Origin of the sequence: Leclercia sp. GLN_9 (assembly GCF_043105735.1) — a bacterium.
Lineage (GTDB): Bacteria > Pseudomonadota > Gammaproteobacteria > Enterobacterales > Enterobacteriaceae > Enterobacter > Enterobacter adecarboxylatus.
In genome coordinates this window covers 40,458-58,100 of record NZ_JBICLV010000038.1, presented here as the reverse complement: position 1 = coordinate 58,100, position 17,643 = coordinate 40,458, and the positions used below count along the sequence as shown (strand labels likewise).

The following is a 17,643-nucleotide window of genomic DNA, read 5'->3' as shown; positions in this document are numbered from 1 at the left end:
CTCCTTACTTCACGTCTTGCGGGAAGTGTTCTTTGATCACCTCCAGCAGTTTTGGGCCAAAATCCGCAGGCGACAGCATATTGCGCACCCCCACCACATATTTATTGCCTGTGACGCTTATTTCACCGGCGATATGGGTCGAGGCAATGATGATGTCTGCGCCGTTCAGTTCACTTTTGTATTCACCCACCGCGCAGCTGTTCACCGTGTGGTCAACGTTGGACTGGGTTAAAAATTGGTCCACTTTCATCTTCATGATCATGGAGCTACCTTGCCCATTGCCACACACAGCCAGGATACGTACGGTCATAATCGAAACTCCTTAGTGAGCAGAAACTTCTGCTGTTTGTTTCTCTGCATCTTCTTCCGCCCGCAGCGAACGGCCAGCGAAGAACATATAAGCCAGGGCAATAACAATGATGACGGCCATAAAGACGATGCCGACGGAGGCGAAGCCCTGCATCATTGGCGGCGCCAGAATTGACCAGTCGGCCATACCCATCCACGCGCTCATGCCGGTGAGCTTGACCGCCCACACGCAGCCAAAGATTTCAATCATCCCCATCACCAGGCAGATCTTGAGCGCCGCGCGCCAGCCACCAAAGTGGTTAGCAAAGACGCCAATGGTGGCGTTGGAGAAGAACATCGGGATAAAGCCAGGAATAATAAGGATGGAAGAGCCGCAGCCCACCAGAATACCCACCGCGATCAGCTGGCCGATGGTGCCCCACATAAAGCCCCAGACCACGGCATTTGGCGCGAAGCTATAGATAGCTGCACAGTCAATTGCCAGAACGGCCCCAGGAATCAGACGCTGAGAAATACCGTTGAAAGCTTCGGACAGCTCGGCGACAAACATGCGTACGCCCTGCGTGATGATGAAAATTGCCACTGCAAAAGAGAAACCGGTTTGCAGGATATAGACCGTCCAGTGGGTCTTACCCGCCATCGCCTGGACTACGTCGATACCGAAAGAGAGCAGAATGGCGCCGAAGAAGAGGGTCATTACAATCGCTGTAGAAACGATGTTGTCATGGAAGATATTCAGCCAGCCTGGCAGCTTAAGGTCCTCCACACTCTCCTCTTTTTTACCCAGATACGGGGCAACCTTGTAGGCAATCCACGAGGCGAACTGCTGCTGATGGCCGATAGAGAAACCGCAACCGTCGGTCACTTCCTGCGTCGGTTTGTACATCATATTGGAGGTAATACCCCAATAGAGTGAGACCAATACGGCCGTGCAGATAATCGTGGTCCACATTGGATAACCGAAGATATAGAAGGAAACCGCAATCAACCCCGCCTGCTGGAACATGATGTGGCCGGTGAGCATGATGGTGCGGATGCCGGTGATCCGGCGTAGCAGAACGTAAATGATGTTCAGCGCCAGCGCGAGCAGGACGGCGTAACCCACCCAGCTGTAGGCGTCGCCCATGCGTTCAATGGTGGCCATCATTGATGCATAGGTGTCTGATATTGCGCCATTAATGCCGTAGACCTCCGACATTTTGGCGACCACAGGTTTAAAGGTGCTGGTTAAAATGCCGGACCCCGCCTGGAGGAGCATAAAACCGATGATGGTTTTAATAGTGCCTTTGATAATGACGCTGACGCTCTTGCGTAACAGGATGTAGCCCAGACACGTCACGATACCCAGCAGTAGCGGGGCATTGGTCATTACCTGATTAAAAAAGACGGTAAAGACGCTGTAGAGGATCTCCATAACACTCTCCGATAAAGGCAGTACGCTGCGTAATGCTCGTACAACAGGCCCCCACTCTAGTAATCAAGAATAATCATCACAAGATTGCATTTGATTATTTGTGACGCGTCACGCAAATTATTTCCCTGTTGTTAGTGTTGATTTTATTAAACCACTAAAAATTCCAATTAAATTCTTATAATTCATTATATTAATGAAAATAACGCGATCGTTTAATAAGCAATAATTGAACAATTCGTGAAGTCGATCAGCCAAAATTCCGCATTCCCACCGTTGCAAAGCGCGTGAAATAGTGACAGCATTAATCACAACAAATCACAAAATGATTTAATTTGATTAAACCAGGAGTCAAAAAGATGAGTAAAGTGAACACCATCACCCGCGAATCATGGATTCTGAGCACCTTCCCGGAATGGGGCAGCTGGCTGAACGAAGAGATTGAGCAGGAACAGGTTGCGCCTGGCACCTTTGCAATGTGGTGGCTGGGCTGTACCGGGATTTGGCTGAAATCAGAGGGGGGAGCCAATATTTGCGTCGACTTCTGGTGTGGCACCGGCAAGCAAAGCCATGGCAATCCGCTGATGAAAAAGGGACATCAGATGCAGCGTATGGCGGGGGTGCAGAAACTGCAGCCCAACCTGCGTACTACTCCATTTGTCCTTGATCCCTTTGCGATTCGCCAGATCGACGCCGTCCTGTCGACCCACGATCACAACGATCATATTGACGTCAACGTCGCGGCGGCGGTAATGCAGAATTGTGCAGATGATGTTCCTTTTATTGGCCCACAGACCTGCGTTGATTTATGGATTGGTTGGGGCGTGCCAAAAGAGCGCTGCATCGTGATGAAGCCGGGTGATGTCGTAAAAATCAAAGATGTTGAAATCCACGCGCTGGATGCCTTTGACCGCACGGCTTTGATTACCCTGCCGGCAGACCAGAAGGCAGCCGGCGTACTGCCGGACGGCATGGATGAGCGGGCGGTAAATTATTTGTTCAAAACCCCCGGTGGTACGCTGTATCACAGCGGCGATTCCCACTACTCAAACTACTATGCCAAACACGGCAACGAGCATCACATCGACGTGGCGCTGGGCTCCTATGGCGAGAACCCGCGTGGTATCACCGACAAGATGACCAGTGCCGATATTCTGCGCATGGCAGAAGCACTGAACACCCAGGTGGTAATCCCATTCCACCACGATATCTGGTCAAACTTCCAGGCCGATCCGCAGGAGATCCGTGTGCTGTGGGAGATGAAAAAAGACCGTCTGAAATATGGCTTTAAGCCGTTTATCTGGCAGGTGGGCGGCAAGTTTACCTGGCCGCTTGATAAAGACAATTTTGAATATCACTACCCGCGCGGGTTTGACGATTGCTTTACCATTGAGCCGGATCTGCCGTTCAAATCTTTCCTGTAATACCCCTCTTATCGCCGGGCACAGCGCCTGGCGATACCATCTTTTACTTAGTAATTTCACGCTATTTCAAATATCATCTTTTGAAATCAATTTGTTTCGGAATAGCTCATGACAGAAGCACAGCGGCATCAAATTTTACTGGAACTCCTGGCGCAGACGGGGTTTGTCACCGTGGAACAGGTGATTGCCCGGCTGGGCGTTTCCCCTGCCACCGCGCGCCGGGATATCAATAAGCTTGATGAAAGCGGGAAGCTGAAAAAAGTCCGCAACGGTGCCGAAGGTATTAGCCAACAGCGTCCACGCTGGTCGCCGATGAATATTCATCAGGCGCAGAATCACGACGAAAAAGTGCGTATTGCCCGGGCCGCCTCTCAGCTGGTCAATCCCGGCGAAAGCGTGGTGATCAACTGTGGTTCAACCGCTTTCCTGCTGGGTCGGGAAATGTGTGGTAAGCCGGTGCAGATCATTACCAACTACCTGCCGCTGGCTAACTACCTCATCGATCAGGAGCACGAAAGCGTGGTGATCATGGGCGGGCAGTACAACAAGAGCCAGTCCATTACTCTAAGCCCGCAGGATAGCGAGAACACCCTCTATGCCGGACACTGGATGTTTACCAGCGGGAAAGGACTCACCGCCGAGGGATTGTATAAAACCGATATGCTGACGGCGATGGCGGAGCAGAACATGCTGAACGTCGTCGGCAAGCTGGTGGTGCTGGTCGACAGCAGCAAGGTCGGAGAGCGTGCGGGGATGTTATTCAGCCGCGCCGAGCAGATTGATCTGGTGATCACCGGTAAAAGTGCTGACCCCACAATCCTCCAGAAACTGGAAGATCAGGGGGTGAAGATCCTGCGCGTTTAAAGGTGCTGACGGAAAAAGGCCACCGTGGCATCAAGGGCCGTGGGCGTGATGCGGTGTTTTACTCCCGCCTCCCAAAGGCAGGTCAGGTTTTTATCCAGCCCTTCATGCTGCAAGGCCTGCTGCAGACGGAATGTTTCCCCGGCGGGCACCACATCATCCTCCTCCCCGTGCCACAGCAACAGCGGGCGATCGGCCAGGCGCGGTAACGCATTCGTCACCTCCCAGTCGGCAAGCGGAGAGACCATGGTCGCAAAGTCCCCCGGTTGCAGCGGCGGAAACAGCGTGCGGGCCAGCGAGGTAAAGTAGCCAGAACCCATCAGGCTTGCCACGCATTTCACCTCTGGATGGCGCGCCATGATACCCAGCGCAGTCATCCCTCCCATCGAGGCTCCGGCGACTGCCAGGCGTTCATCCGCCACCAGCCCGGCCTGGTATAACGCGCTCTTCAATGCGGCAAACTCCGTGAGATTACCATGCAGAATCGGCCAGAACTGGCCCAGCCGAGCCTGCTCATCGCCGGAATAACGCGCCCCGTGATCGGGTGCATCTGGCATCACCACCCGAAAACCCGCTTGCGCCAGCGCCACCGCAAAATAGCTGTAAACCAGTTTTGAGGATGTAAAACCATGATAAAAAATGACAACGGGCAACGGCTGAGCCTTTTTCCCGGCAGGAAAAGCGTGTACACACTCATGGTCGCCAAATTGACGTATTTCAAGTTCAATCATTAATGGGCCTCATGCTAATGGGTGATTTAAAATGTTGAGAACCAGATTACGCTTTCGCACAATTTTCATTCGAAATTTACGCCGCAGCTAACAATTTGGGAACATTCCCCCAATCCTAAATCAACAGAGTTCTACACTATGGCTATCAGGAAACGAGATATGGTTATGCGTAGGTTTGCTGCTTTATTGCTAACGCTGGCGTTGGGCGGATGTAGTGTATTAGAAGGCTCGCCGCAGCCTGCACCACCGGTTGCCGACCACCCACAAGAAATTCGTCGTAATCAGACGGAAGGATTACAGCGGATGGGTACGGTCACCGCCCTGGAGCGAGGCTCTCCCGCAGATGTGGAAGATGCCATTAAAGCAAAAGCCGTCGCTGCGAAAGCAGATTATTACGTCATTGTCCTTGTTGATGAAACCATCGTGACAGGACAATGGTACTCGCAGGCCATTTTATACCGTAAATAACGCGCGGTATTTAAACGACATTTACACTGCTTTGCGTCCATAGACGTTTTCCTGTTCACAATAAACTCCATGCCTGGGTCAATGGAAGCGAGTTTATTAGCGAAGGATTGCCCGGCGGATTCCGGGGACACGTAAAATGGAGCTGACGATGAAACGATCTCTTGCTTTGACCTCACTGTTGCTCTCAGCCGGTCTGGTGAGCACTGCCGCCCAGTCAGCCGAATTTGCCAGTGCTGATTGCGTGACGGGTTTAAATGAAATCGGACTGATTTCCGTGAGTGATATCTCAGGGAGTCCGCAGGATGTAGAGCGCATGATCGCGCTAAAAGCAGATGAACAGGGAGCGTCTTGGTATCGCATTATTGCTATGCAGGAAGAGAGCCATGTCGATCGTTGGCGAGTCCAGGCCATCCTTTACGTCTAAAAAGCATCAATAAAAAGCCACTAAAAAAGAGTGGCTTTTTATTATTTACAATTCTATTATCCTTGCCGTTACTACCACGAGACACTTATGTAACATTTTGTTACATAAACCCAATAAATGTTATCCCTGCTCTGCCGTTGAAAAGCGTTATCTTTTTAACAATGAGCAATTTATGATCAACTTTTTTCGCCGTGCAGGTCTGGGCACAAAGCTATCGCTGCTTACTGGCTTGAGTGTTGCCACACTCTTTCTGCTTTTCACTTTCCTTCTGAGCTATAACACCAGTCAAAAACTCGAATCGCTGGCCATAGAAGACCTGCATAACCAGTCCACCGGCGTGGTGGATATGGTGCAGATGTTCAACACCAGCCTCACCGAAGAGGTGGAAAGCTATACCCGCCTGTTCACCACCTTTTTGCCGCAGCCGCTGAACCTTGACGCCAGCCAGACCCGCACCATCAACGGTCAGACTGTCCCGCTGCTGAAAGGCGGCGATACGGAACTCCATGAGAACAACACCACACCCGATGATTTTCTGAATCGCACCGGCGCCATCTCTACGCTGTTTGTTCGCAGCGGTGACGACTTTGTTCGCGTGGCAACCTCCCTGCGTAAAGAGAACGGCGATCGGGCCATCGGTACGAAACTGGATCACGCCAGTCCAGCCTGGGCAGTGGTGGCCAAAGGAGAGGTTTATCGCGGCCTCGCCCTGCTGTTCGGCAAACGCTATATCACCCAGTACCAACCAGTAAAAGATGCGGGTGGACAGGTAATCGCCATTATCTTCGTCGGGGTCGACATCACCCACTCGTGGAACGTCATGCGTGAGAAGATCCTCAGCCGCCGTCTGGGCGAAAGTGGCCACTTCTTTGTGCTGGACCGCAGCAATGGCAAAAATCACGGCCAGTACCTGTTCCACAGCGCAGAAGAGGGACGGTTGCCGACGTGGGAGAACGAGGTTCAGCAACAGTTACTGGGGGATGATTCCGGCACCCTGGAACGTCAGAGCGCCGATGGTCGCACCCTGATTATGGCCTGGACGCCGCTCCCGGGCTGGAACTGGACGATAGTGGGCGAAGTGGATAAAACCGTCCTGCTGGCCGATGTGACCAGCATGCGCGATCGCTTCCTGCTGGCTGGCGTAGTCCTGTCTGCGCTCTTCGCCATGCTGTTCGTGTTTATTATCCGCCGCTGGCTGACACGCCCGCTGCGCGATGTGATTGGTCTGGCAGAACAGTATGCCGCAGGCGATCTGCGCGCCACGCTGCCAGCCACCCGTCAGGATGAGGTGGGTCAGTTGATCAGCGCCATTAACGGTATTGGCGGTGGGCTGCAAAAAATCGTGCTGCAGGTGCGTGAAGCCGCGGGAGATATCCATCTGGGAACCAACGCCCTGGCGGCGGATACCGGTGAGATCTCCGAACAGATCAACAAGCAGGCCAGCAGCGTGGAAGAGACCTCTGCCAGTATGGAGCAACTGGCGGCCAGCGTGCAGCAGAATGCGGCCAATATGGAGCAGACCCAGCAGCTGGTGGGCGAAACGTCCCGGGCAGTGCATCAGGGCGGGGAGACCGTCAGCAATGCTGTCTCTACGATGGATGATATTCGCGAAGCATCGAAACGAATCGAAGCCATCACCCGGGTGATTGAGGGTATCGCTTTCCAGACCAATATTCTGGCGCTGAACGCCGCCGTAGAAGCCGCCCGCGCAGGTGAGCACGGTAAAGGCTTCGCCGTGGTGGCTCAGGAGGTTCGCGCCCTGGCAGCACGAAGCGCTAACGCGGTGAAGGAGATTGAACAGCTGATTGGCGATACGCTCAGCAAGGTGAGCGAGGGCCACGCCCTGTCGGAGCAGACCCGTCAGGCGATGGATAGCATCATTGAGCACATCGACAATATCAACCAGCTGGTCACGGAAATTAACCATGCCTCCCGCGAGCAGTCGGCAGGCATCGGTCAGGTGAACCTGGCGATGACGCATATCGGCGAAGCGTCGCATATTAACGCCGATCGCGTCTCGCGCAGCGAACAGACCGCGCAGGTCCTGCGCGGGAAAGGCTCGCACCTGACCGATCTGGTCAGCCTGTTCCGCCTGTAAGGATCAGGCAACACCGCCCGTGGCGCGGAGCAGCAGGTCGTCCTGGACCTGCTCGCCGATCAGCGATCCGCCGCGGGCATCAAGCATTTCACGGCACCAGGCCTGCGCCACCGGCGGTGACGCATGGCGCAACATCTGCGCCCCCGCGCCCAGCAGGAAGATCTGCCGGGCGATCTCCCTGCCCTGCGCCTCCTGCGGTTTACGTAACTTCTGCTGCAACTGGCGCCAGCTGCGATCGAAGTGCCGATCCTGCCCTTTCACCTCGGCAAAATCATCGGCCAGCAGATCCATCACCGCAGGCTGTTTCGCCAGCACGCGCAGTACGTCCAGCCCCATGATATTGCCTGAGCCTTCCCAGATACTGTTGACCGGTATTTCACGGTACAGGCGCGGCAATTCGCTCTCTTCGCAATAGCCTATACCGCCGAGCACCTCCATCGCTTCAGCGACAAAGGGGATCCCCGCTTTACAGATGGCCAGTTTTGCAGCCGGGGTAAACAGCCGCGCCCACAGCGCTTCGCGCTCGTTATCCCGGCGATCCCAGGCGCGCGCCAGGCGGAACAGAAGAGCGGTCTGCCCTTCAAGCTGCAACGCCATGCGGCTTAATACGTCGCGCATCAGCGGCTGATCGATCAGGTTTTTGCCAAAGGTCTGCCGCTGGTGGGCATGATACAGCGCCACCGAGAATGCCCGGCGCATCAGACCATGGCTGCCAAGCGCGCAATCGAATCGGGTGAGGCCGCCCATTTTCAGGATCTGGCGCACCCCTTCACCCTCCTCGCCCAGCAGCCAGCCGGTCGCCTCGAGAAACTCGGCTTCACTACTGGCGTTCGAACGGTTCCCCAGCTTGTCTTTCAGACGCTCCAGATGCACGGCATTGCGCAGGCCGTCTGGGAGAAAACGGGGAACGAAAAAGCACGACAGGCCGCCTTTCGCCTGCGCCAGCACCAGATGGGCATCGCTTTGCGGCACAGAGAAGAACCATTTATGGCCCACCAGCCGGTAGCTACCGTCGCTGCACCGTTCTGCCCGGGTGGTATTACTGAGAACATCCGATCCGCCCTGTTTTTCCGTCATCCCCATGCCAATTAACAGACCGCGCTTCTGATTGCCCGGGGCCAGATGCGAGTCATAGCGGTCGCTGAGGAGCGGCGTCAGCCAGTCGTGGAAGGCGCGCGGTAATGCCTGTTGCAGCAGCGGCGTGGCGGCATGGGTCATGGTGATCGGGCAAAGCGTGCCGGCCTCCACCTGCGCATGCAGGATAAAGCGTGCCGACCGGGCCACAAATGCGCCTTTGCGCACCTCCTCTTCCCACGCCAGGTTATGCACCCGGTTGGCGCACAGACCCTGCATCAGCAGGTGCCACGCGGGATGAAAGCGCACATCGTCCAGCCGGGTTCCGCTGGCGTCAAAGCGCAGCAGTTCAGGTGGATTGGCGTTAGCAAGGCGGCCCAGTTCCAGAGATTCTGCCGTACCCAGTTGCTGGCCGATACTGGCGAGCAGCTCGGCGTCCCAGTCCGCGCCTTCACGGCTGACCGCTTCGCACAGGGCACGATCGGAAAGAAAAAGGTTGCTGTTGGTGAGTGGCGCAGGCTGATTAAAAACAGTGTGCGTCTGCCAGTGCATAATGTATCCCTCCTTCTATGGCAATGACGTAATTATGGACAGGCCAGGCAGACGCTGCACGGGAGCGGGCGCAAAATTTCGCCCTCCGTAAGCGTGAATCTGGTCACAGATTGCGCGAATAATAAATTTCCAAATAGCTTTTATGGTGAATAATTTATTCCTACCCTCATGGAGAGAATAACGATGCAAACCCCTCAACGAGCGCCGGATGCCCATAAGCGCGCTTTAATTGCTGGCTCAATTGGTAATTTCATCGAATGGTACGAATTTGCGGTGTACGGTTTTCTGGCCACTGTGATTGCGAAAAACTTTTTCCAGCTCAGCGGCGAGGCCGGGCTGACCAGCCTGATCCTCACCTACGCCTCTTTTGCTATCGCCTTTTTCTTTCGTCCGTTGGGCGCCATCGTCTTCGGGCGGATCGGCGATCGTATCGGGCGTAAGCCCACGCTTATCATCGTGCTGGTGATGATGACGCTGGCCACCGCGGCCATCGGTCTCGTACCGGTGTATGCCAGCATCGGCATTGCCGCCCCGCTGATTATCACCGTCCTGCGGATCCTGCAGGGGCTGTTCGCGGGCGGCGAGTATGGCGGCGCGGTATCGCTGATGACCGAGTTCGCCCCGCGCGGCAAACGGGGGCTGTACGGCGCATGGCAGTCGTTTACCGTTGCACTGGGACTGCTGGCCGGTGCGGGCATTGTGGCGTTGCTGTCGGCGCTGCTGACACCAGAAGCTCTGCATGACTGGGGCTGGCGCATACCGTTCTTTATCGCCCTGCCGCTGGGGGCCGTCGCCTTGTGGCTGCGGGTGAGTATGGAAGAGACGCCGAGCTTCGTGAAACAGCAAACCAGGCCAGTCGTTGCGAAGGCCAAAACCGGCGACACGCTGAAAGCCATTGTGATGGGGATCGGCCGGGTGATGGTGTGGTCTGCTGCGGGCTATACCTATCTGGTGATCATGCCCGCCTACCTGCAATCTGCCCTGCATACCGGCTTTAACCAGGCGCTGCTGATTGCAGTGATCTCCAATATCGGTTTTGCGCTGACCATTATTCCGTCGGGGATCCTCAGCGACCGCATCGGACGCCGCACGGTGATGGTGATTGCCGCTGTCCTGCTGCTGATCCTCGCCCTGCCGCTGCTGAAAATATTGCAGGCTGAATCCAGTACCCTGGCAGTGAAAGCGATTGTGGTGCTGATTGCTGGTGGCCTGGTAGGAATGCTGGCAGGACCAGGGCCGGCCATGCTGTCGGAGATGTTCCCGACGCGAGTACGTTATACCGGGCTGGGGCTGGCCTATTCGCTGTCGAATGCCATCTTCTCGGGCTGTGCGGGTTTAATTATTACGGGTCTGATAAAAGAGACGGGGAATCTGGATATCCCGGCGTATTACGTGATGGCGACGGCAGTGGTGAGTATTGTGGCGCTGATGACGCTGAGAAAGGATGACCATTTACGGTCACTGGAGGAGTGAGGTATGTGCCGGGTAGCATTACGCTTACCCGGCCCGGATGATCACCCTCTGGTGCCTTCACCCCAACCTTCTCCCTCTTACTATGGGAGAAAACACTAAAGGCCTTCTTTGAAGGCCTTTAGCTTATTTCCCGCGCTGGCGCACCGCTTCAAACAGGCAGATACCCGTTGCCACGGAGACGTTCAGGGACGAGACGCTGCCTGCCATCGGAATGCTGATCAGCTCGTCGCAGTGCTCACGGGTCAGGCGGCGCATACCTTCGCCTTCTGCACCCATTACCAGCGCCATGCGGCCGGTCATTTTGCTCTGGAACAGAGTATGGTCAGCTTCACCCGCCGTGCCCACGATCCAGATGTTCTCTTCCTGCAGTTGACGCATGGTACGTGCCAGGTTAGTTACCCGGATCAACGGCACGTTTTCCGCTGCGCCACAGGCCACTTTTTTGGCCGTCGCGTTCAGCTGTGCGGAACGGTCCCGGGGCACGATCACCGCGTGGACACCCGCCGCATCGGCGCTACGCAGGCAGGCACCGAGGTTGTGCGGATCGGTCACACCGTCGAGGATCAGGAAGAACGGATTCTCCAGCGAAGCAATAAGATCCGGCAGATCGTTTTCCTGGTACTGGCGGCCCGGCTTCACGCGGGCGATGATCCCCTGGTGCACCGCGCCTTCGCTTTTTTCATCCAGATACTGACGGTTCGCCAGCTGGATCACCACACCCTGCGCTTCCAGGGCGTGGATCAGCGGCATCAGGCGTTTATCTTCACGCCCTTTCAGAATAAACACTTCCTGAAAACGCTCCGGTGCGCGCTCCAGCAGGGCCTGCACCGCGTGGATGCCGTAAATCATTTCACTCATTAAAGGTACTCATGTGAGGCGGTGTGCGCCGGGTTAAATGGGGCCGTGAATGTCGTCACTTGCGCCTATTATAACCGACCCGCCGGTCAAATCGACTCCTGTCGGCATTAGCCGTTCACCACCGCTCACGCAACGTCTGTCGGGACCGGGTGCGCAGGCAAACTGGCGTTCAGCAAAAAGCGCGTGGAGGCATGGCAGGACGCAAGGAAATATCTATTTTGTTACGAGATGCCTTACGGCTAAAAAGAGTCACCCCTTCCGGCTGGAAGGGGTGACAGGGAGGTATTACTCAGCGCTATTTTTCTTCGCTGCGCGCTTTGCTTTGGTCGCGGCGGCGATTTTCTGAGATTTCGCTGACGGCTTTTTCGCGGCTCTGGCTTCTTTCTTTGCGGCCTTCGGCTTCTGTTTTTTCTCGCCACGGAACGCGCTGTCCGGCTCGAAGTTCACCTTCTTCCCGGCCTGACGACGTTTGCCGCTGGTTTTACCGGCGGCCCCTCTCTTCGCTTTCTCGCGCTCGGTTTTACCCACGTTGCGCGGCGCTCGTTCGCTGGAGATCAGGCTGAAGTCGATCTTACGCTCGTCCATGTTGACGGCTTCAACCTTCACTTCCACCCGATCGCCCAGACGATAGGTTTGCCCGCCAGATTCACCGATCAGACGCTGCCCAACCTGGTCAAACCGGTAGTAGTCATTGTCCAGGCTGGACACATGAACCAGACCATCAATAAAGAGTTCATCCAGACGGACAAAGAAGCCAAAGCCGGTGACGCTGGCAATCACGCCTTTGAAGACGTTGCCGACCTGATCCAGCATGAAGTCACACTTCAGCCAGTCAGCCACGTCACGGGTTGCTTCATCTGCCCGGCGTTCTGCCATGGAACAGTGCTGGCCCAGTTGCAGCATCTCTTCCATGGAGTAGTGGTAACCACCGGTTTCCGTCGTGTTGCCTTTATGACCTTGCTCCTGCGCCAGCAGATACTTAATAGCGCGGTGCAGGGAAAGATCCGGGTAACGACGGATCGGCGAGGTAAAGTGGGCATAAGACTGCAATGCCAGGCCGAAGTGACCACGGTTTTCTGGATCGTAAATCGCCTGCTTCATCGAACGCAGCAGCATGGTTTGCAGCATTTCTGCATCAGGGCGATCGCCAATGGATTCCAGCAATTCGGCGTAATCGCGCGGCTCCGGCTTGTTGCCGCCCGGCAGCTCAAGCCCCAGTTCCGCCAGTACGGTACGGAACGAGGTAATGGCTTCCGTGGTCGGTTTATCGTGAATACGGAACAGCGCTGGCTCTTTGGCTTTCTCAACGAAGCGTGCCGCGGAGATGTTCGCCAGGATCATGCACTCTTCAATCAGCTTGTGTGCATCGTTACGCTGGGTCTGTTCAATACGCTCGATGCGACGTTCGGCGTTGAAGATGAACTTCGCCTCTTCACTCTCAAATGAAATGCCGCCGCGCTCTTCACGCGCCTGATCCAGCACTTTATAGAGGTTGTGCAGCTCTTCGATGTGCTTCACCAGCGGCGCATACTGCTCACGCAGATCCTGGTCACCCTGCAGCATGTGCCACACTTTGGTGTAGGTCAGGCGAGCATGTGAGCTCATCACCGCTTCATAGAATTTGTAGCCCGTTAAGCGCCCTTTGGTGGAGATGGTCATTTCACACACCATGCACAGACGATCAACCTGCGGGTTAAGTGAACACAAACCGTTGGAGAGCACCTCTGGCAGCATCGGCACGACCTGGGACGGGAAGTATACCGAGGTGCCACGGTTGCGCGCTTCACCATCCAGCGGCGTACCTGTGCGAACGTAATAGCTTACATCCGCAATCGCCACCCACAGCCGCCAGCCGCCGCCACGTTTTTTCTCGCAGTAGACGGCGTCATCAAAGTCACGGGCATCTTCGCCATCGATGGTGACCAGCGGCAGGTTGCGCAGATCCACGCGGCCTTCTTTTGCCGACTCCGGCACCTGCTCTTTCAGGCCTTCAATCTGCTCTTCAACCGCTTTTGGCCAGACGTAGGGGATTTCGTGGGTGCGCAGCGCCATATCCACGGCCATGCCGGTGCCCATGTTATCGCCCAGCACTTCAACAATCTTACCGATCGCTTTGGTGCGACGGGTTGGGCGCTGGGTCAGTTCAACGACCACCACAAAGCCCATCCGCGCGCCCATCACCTCTTCCGGTGGAATAAGGATATCAAAGCTCAGGCGGCTGTCGTCCGGCACCACGAAACCGACGCCAGCGTCGGTGAAGTAGCGACCCACGATCTGGCTGGTTTTCGGCACCAGGACACGCACCACGCGCGCCTCACGACGACCTTTACGATCGGCACCCAGCGGCTGGGCCAGGATCTGGTCGCCATGGATGCACATCTTCATCTGTTCAGAGGAGAGATATAGGTCGTCCTTGCGGCCTTCGACGCGCAGGAAGCCAAAACCATCTCGGTGGCCAATCACGATGCCTTTCAGCAAGTCGAGACGTTCTGGCAGGGCATAGCACTGACGGCGGGTAAAGACCAGTTGTCCATCGCGCTCCATCGCACGCAGACGACGGCGAAGGGCTTCAATCTGCTCTTCGCCTTCAATGTTTAATTCAACGGCAAGTTCTTCACGGTTAGCGGGTTTTTCGCGTTTAGTTAAGTGTTCAATGATGAACTCACGGCTTGGGATAGGATTAGCGTATTTTTCAGCTTCGCGTTCCTGGAAAGGATCTTGTGACATAGCGGTTCCTCCGTTGTCATCTCCGGTGGAAGTTTTCTTCATTCCACCAGCAATAATTTATACAGCGGTTGATTCTCTTCAACCAAATCGGCCAGCGTGTAGTTATCCAGCTCCATGAGAAAACTTTGCACGGCCTTTGAAAGCGCCTGTTTCAGACGACAGGCAGGGGTAATGTGGCAGAACGCGCTGCTGCAGTTCACCAGAGACAATGGCTCCAGTTCACGTACCACATCGCCAACACGAATACTCTGTGCCGGTTTACCGAGGCGGATGCCGCCATTTTTCCCGCGGACGGCAGCAACATATCCAGCACGGCTAAGTTGATTGATTATTTTGACCATATGATTACGGGACACGCCGTACACCTCTGTCACCTCAGAGATACTGGTCATCTGTCCAGCGGGTAACGACGCCATGTAGATCAGCGCACGTAATCCGTAATCGGTGAAACTTGTTAACTGCACATCAACCTCAGGAAAAGGGTAAATCGCGGTATATCCGCAGAGATATTCATTAATGATGATAAACCAGCCAGATAGTTAACGGCGAATTTATTTGGACTGAAAGGAGGGAAGGAGAAAGAAAAAGCCGGATGCGCATGGCTTTCCGGCCTACATTGCGTTTTGTCAGCCCGGCAAGCGCAGCGCCGCCGGGCAAAACCACGATTATGCGTCGAACGGGTCGCGCAGGATCATGGTTTCAGAACGGTCCGGGCCGGTAGAGATAATGTCAATCGGCACACCGGTCAGCTCTTCGATACGCTGAATGTAATTCAGAGCCGCCTGTGGCAGACCGCTACGCTCTTTCACGCCGAAGGTGGTTTCAGACCAGCCTGGCATGGTTTCGTAGATCGGCTCGATGCCCTGCCAGTCGTCAGCAGCCAGCGGAGTGGTGGTCACTTCGCGGCCATCCGGCATACGGTAGGCAACACAGATTTTCACTTCTTTCAGGCCGTCCAGGACGTCCAGTTTGGTCAGGCAGAAGCCAGACAGGGAGTTGATCTGCACTGCACGGCGCACAGCAACCGCATCCAGCCAGCCGGTACGACGACGACGACCAGTGGTCGCGCCAAACTCGTTACCCTGCTTGCAGAGGAACTCACCGATGTCATCAAACAGTTCGGTCGGGAATGGACCTGCACCCACGCGAGTGGAGTAAGCTTTGATGATACCCAGAACGTAATCCACATAACGTGGACCCAGGCCAGAGCCGGTCGCCACGCCACCCGCGGTGGTGTTAGAGGAGGTTACGTACGGATAGGTACCGTGGTCGATATCCAGCAGCGTACCCTGCGCACCTTCGAACATGACGAAATCGCCACGCTGACGCGCCTGGTCCAGCAGATCGGACACATCAACAACCATACCGGTCAGGATGTCGGCAACGGCCATCACATCGTCCAGCACTTTCTGGTAGTCAACCGCGTCAACTTTGTAGAAATTCACCAGCTGGAAGTTGTGATATTCCATCACTTCTTTCAGTTTTTCAGCAAAGGTAGCTTTGTCGAACAGGTCGCCTACGCGCAGACCGCGACGTGCAACTTTATCTTCGTAAGCCGGGCCAATACCACGACCGGTAGTACCGATCGCTTTCGCGCCACGCGCTTTTTCACGTGCCAGATCCAGCGCAACGTGGTAGTCGAGGATCAGCGGACAGGCTTCAGAGAGCAGCAGACGTTCGCGAACCGGGATGCCACGGTCTTCCAGGCCTTTCATCTCTTTCATCAGCGCAGCAGGAGACAGCACAACACCGTTACCGATGATGCTGGTCACATTGTCACGAAGAATGCCTGATGGAATAAGATGGAGGACGGTTTTTTCACCGTTGATTACGAGAGTATGGCCCGCGTTGTGACCACCCTGATAACGTACAACAAATTTAGCACGTTCAGTCAGAAGATCGACGATCTTCCCTTTACCTTCGTCACCCCATTGGGTGCCCAGTACGACGACGTTGTTACCCATTTTTCAAAATCACCGATTGCTTAAAAATGGATTCTACCATCGGTTTTGATGATGTTCAGCTTTTTTTGTATACAAATTTCGCCGAAATTGCCGGGTTCATGTTCAGTTAAACGATTACCTCAATATCTTGTGTGGCACGCTTGTTTTCATCACAAGAAGAGCCGGATAGACAAAAATGTAGCCTGATGGAAAACACCTGTTGGTTGAGTACGGATAAAAAAATGGCGCCTCAAAGAGACGCCATTTTCGTATTCAGACGGTGAAAATCAGCGGCCAGCAGTCGGAGACTTCATGTAGCGGAAGAAATCGCTATCCGGGCTGAGTACCATCACATCCTGATTGCTCTGGAAGCTGCTTTCGTATGCACGCAGGCTACGAATAAAGGCATAGAAGTCTGGATCCTGACTGAACGCATCCGCGAACAGTTTAGCGGCTTCGGCATCGCCTTCACCACGCTGGATACGACCCTGACGCTCAGCTTCTGCCAGCGTTTTGGTCACTTCATAGTCTGCGGTTGCGCGCAGCTTTTCAGCCTCTTCCTGACCCTGTGAACGATGGCGACGGGCTACCGCTTCACGCTCAGCGCGCATACGGTTGTAAATCGCTTCGGACACTTCGGTCGGCAGGTTGATCTGCTTGATACGCACGTCAACCACTTCGATACCTAATGCAGCCATACTGTTCGGGTTGATTACCGGCACTTTGCCGTTGGTCTCAGCCTGAACACGTTCAGCCGCTTTGGCGATCGCATCGTCAGCCGCTGGCGTGGTCACTTCATCTTCGGTGCCAGCAGAGCCGGAGTTCAGAGCATCGCGCACTTCCAGGGTCAGACGACCACGGGAGTCGGTCACGATGTCTTTTACATCCAGACGACCAATTTCAGAACGCAGACGGTCAGAGAACTTACGTTTCAGCAGCACTTCGGCCTGGGAGACGTCGCCGCCGCCGGTTGCCAGGTAGTAACGGCTGAAATCACTGATACGCCACTTGATGTACGAGTCGACAATCAGGTCTTTCTTCTCTTTGGTCACAAAGCGATCGGCCTGGTTATCCATAGTCTGGATACGGGCATCCAGGGTTTTAACCGATTCGATCATCGGGATCTTAAAGTGCAGACCCGGCTCGTAAACCAGCGGTTTGTTTTCGCTGTCACGCAGGACTTTGCCAAAACGCAGGGTAATTCCGCGCTCGCCCTCTTTGACGACAAAAATAGAGGTATAAAGCACGACCAGCACGATGATGATGATCGCAATAACTGACTTACGCATC

At 55.1% G+C, this 17,643-nt stretch carries 15 protein-coding genes; 6 read left to right on the top strand and 9 right to left on the bottom strand.

Going from position 1 to position 17,643, the window contains the following annotated elements:
• Window positions 1-4 precede the first annotated feature (4 nt).
• On the bottom strand, window positions 5-310 hold the full coding sequence (ulaB, locus tag ACF8PE_RS20685; RefSeq protein WP_032616196.1) for a PTS ascorbate transporter subunit IIB: 306 nt from the start codon (window positions 308-310) through the stop codon (window positions 5-7).
• 12 nt (window positions 311-322) lie between these two features.
• Complete coding sequence (ulaA, locus tag ACF8PE_RS20680) at window positions 323-1,723, bottom strand: PTS ascorbate transporter subunit IIC (RefSeq protein ID WP_032616195.1); 1,401 nt, start codon at window positions 1,721-1,723, stop codon at window positions 323-325.
• Between the two features lie 356 nt (window positions 1,724-2,079).
• On the opposite strand from ulaA, the gene ulaG reads away from it, so the two are divergent.
• Both ulaG and ulaR read left to right on the top strand, forming a co-directional pair.
• Window positions 2,080-3,144 (top strand): L-ascorbate 6-phosphate lactonase, encoded by a 1,065-nt coding sequence (gene ulaG, locus ACF8PE_RS20675; protein WP_032616194.1) that lies wholly within the window; start codon window positions 2,080-2,082, stop codon window positions 3,142-3,144.
• 108 nt (window positions 3,145-3,252) lie between these two features.
• Complete coding sequence (ulaR, locus tag ACF8PE_RS20670; protein ID WP_032616193.1) at window positions 3,253-4,008, top strand: HTH-type transcriptional regulator UlaR; 756 nt, start codon at window positions 3,253-3,255, stop codon at window positions 4,006-4,008.
• Here ulaR and yjfP read toward each other — a convergent pair.
• Window positions 4,005-4,736 carry an esterase gene (yjfP, locus tag ACF8PE_RS20665; RefSeq protein WP_059308899.1) on the bottom strand — a complete coding sequence of 244 codons (732 nt, stop codon included), beginning with the start codon at window positions 4,734-4,736 and terminating at the stop codon, window positions 4,005-4,007. The two genes, ulaR and yjfP, sit on opposite strands and share 4 nt — an antisense overlap.
• A 138-nt stretch (window positions 4,737-4,874) precedes the next feature.
• Here yjfP and bsmA point away from each other — a divergent pair, with 138 nt between their 5' ends.
• The 3 genes from bsmA to ACF8PE_RS20650 all read left to right on the top strand — a co-directional run bounded on the left by bsmA (window position 4,875) and on the right by ACF8PE_RS20650 (window position 7,726).
• Window positions 4,875-5,204: a biofilm peroxide resistance protein BsmA gene (bsmA, locus tag ACF8PE_RS20660; RefSeq protein WP_077227718.1), complete on the top strand. Its 330-nt coding sequence runs from the start codon at window positions 4,875-4,877 to the stop codon at window positions 5,202-5,204.
• A 136-nt stretch (window positions 5,205-5,340) separates the two neighbouring features.
• Window positions 5,341-5,628, top strand: coding sequence for a DUF1471 family protease activator YjfN (gene yjfN / locus ACF8PE_RS20655; protein WP_032616190.1), 288 nt, complete (start codon window positions 5,341-5,343; stop codon window positions 5,626-5,628).
• A gap of 172 nt (window positions 5,629-5,800) precedes the next feature.
• Window positions 5,801-7,726: a methyl-accepting chemotaxis protein gene (locus tag ACF8PE_RS20650; protein ID WP_032616189.1), complete on the top strand. Its 1,926-nt coding sequence runs from the start codon at window positions 5,801-5,803 to the stop codon at window positions 7,724-7,726.
• Window positions 7,727-7,729: 3 nt separating this feature from the next.
• Here ACF8PE_RS20650 and ACF8PE_RS20645 read toward each other — a convergent pair whose 3' ends face one another.
• The gene (locus ACF8PE_RS20645; RefSeq protein ID WP_155166229.1) at window positions 7,730-9,352 is read right to left on the bottom strand and encodes an isovaleryl-CoA dehydrogenase; all 1,623 of its coding nucleotides are present in this window, start codon (window positions 9,350-9,352) and stop codon (window positions 7,730-7,732) included.
• A gap of 183 nt (window positions 9,353-9,535) precedes the next feature.
• On the opposite strand from ACF8PE_RS20645, the gene ACF8PE_RS20640 reads away from it, so the two are divergent.
• Window positions 9,536-10,825: an MFS transporter gene (locus ACF8PE_RS20640; protein ID WP_077227715.1), complete on the top strand. Its 1,290-nt coding sequence runs from the start codon at window positions 9,536-9,538 to the stop codon at window positions 10,823-10,825.
• 123 nt (window positions 10,826-10,948) lie between these two features.
• Here the strand turns inward: ACF8PE_RS20640 and rlmB are convergent, their stop codons facing one another.
• From rlmB to hflC, 5 genes are all read right to left on the bottom strand, one after another.
• Window positions 10,949-11,683, bottom strand: coding sequence for a 23S rRNA (guanosine(2251)-2'-O)-methyltransferase RlmB (rlmB, locus tag ACF8PE_RS20635; RefSeq protein ID WP_032616186.1), 735 nt, complete (start codon window positions 11,681-11,683; stop codon window positions 10,949-10,951).
• Window positions 11,684-11,968: 285 nt separating this feature from the next.
• Window positions 11,969-14,410, bottom strand: a complete 2,442-nt coding sequence (rnr, locus tag ACF8PE_RS20630) for a ribonuclease R (protein WP_032616185.1) — start codon at window positions 14,408-14,410, stop codon at window positions 11,969-11,971.
• Between the two features lie 38 nt (window positions 14,411-14,448).
• On the bottom strand, window positions 14,449-14,874 hold the full coding sequence (gene nsrR, locus ACF8PE_RS20625) for a nitric oxide-sensing transcriptional repressor NsrR (RefSeq protein ID WP_032616184.1): 426 nt from the start codon (window positions 14,872-14,874) through the stop codon (window positions 14,449-14,451).
• A gap of 201 nt (window positions 14,875-15,075) precedes the next feature.
• Window positions 15,076-16,374, bottom strand: coding sequence for an adenylosuccinate synthase (gene purA, locus ACF8PE_RS20620; RefSeq protein ID WP_032616183.1), 1,299 nt, complete (start codon window positions 16,372-16,374; stop codon window positions 15,076-15,078).
• Window positions 16,375-16,640: 266 nt separating this feature from the next.
• Window positions 16,641-17,642 (bottom strand): protease modulator HflC, encoded by a 1,002-nt coding sequence (gene hflC, locus ACF8PE_RS20615; protein WP_032616182.1) that lies wholly within the window; start codon window positions 17,640-17,642, stop codon window positions 16,641-16,643.
• Window position 17,643: the final 1 nt, after the last annotated feature.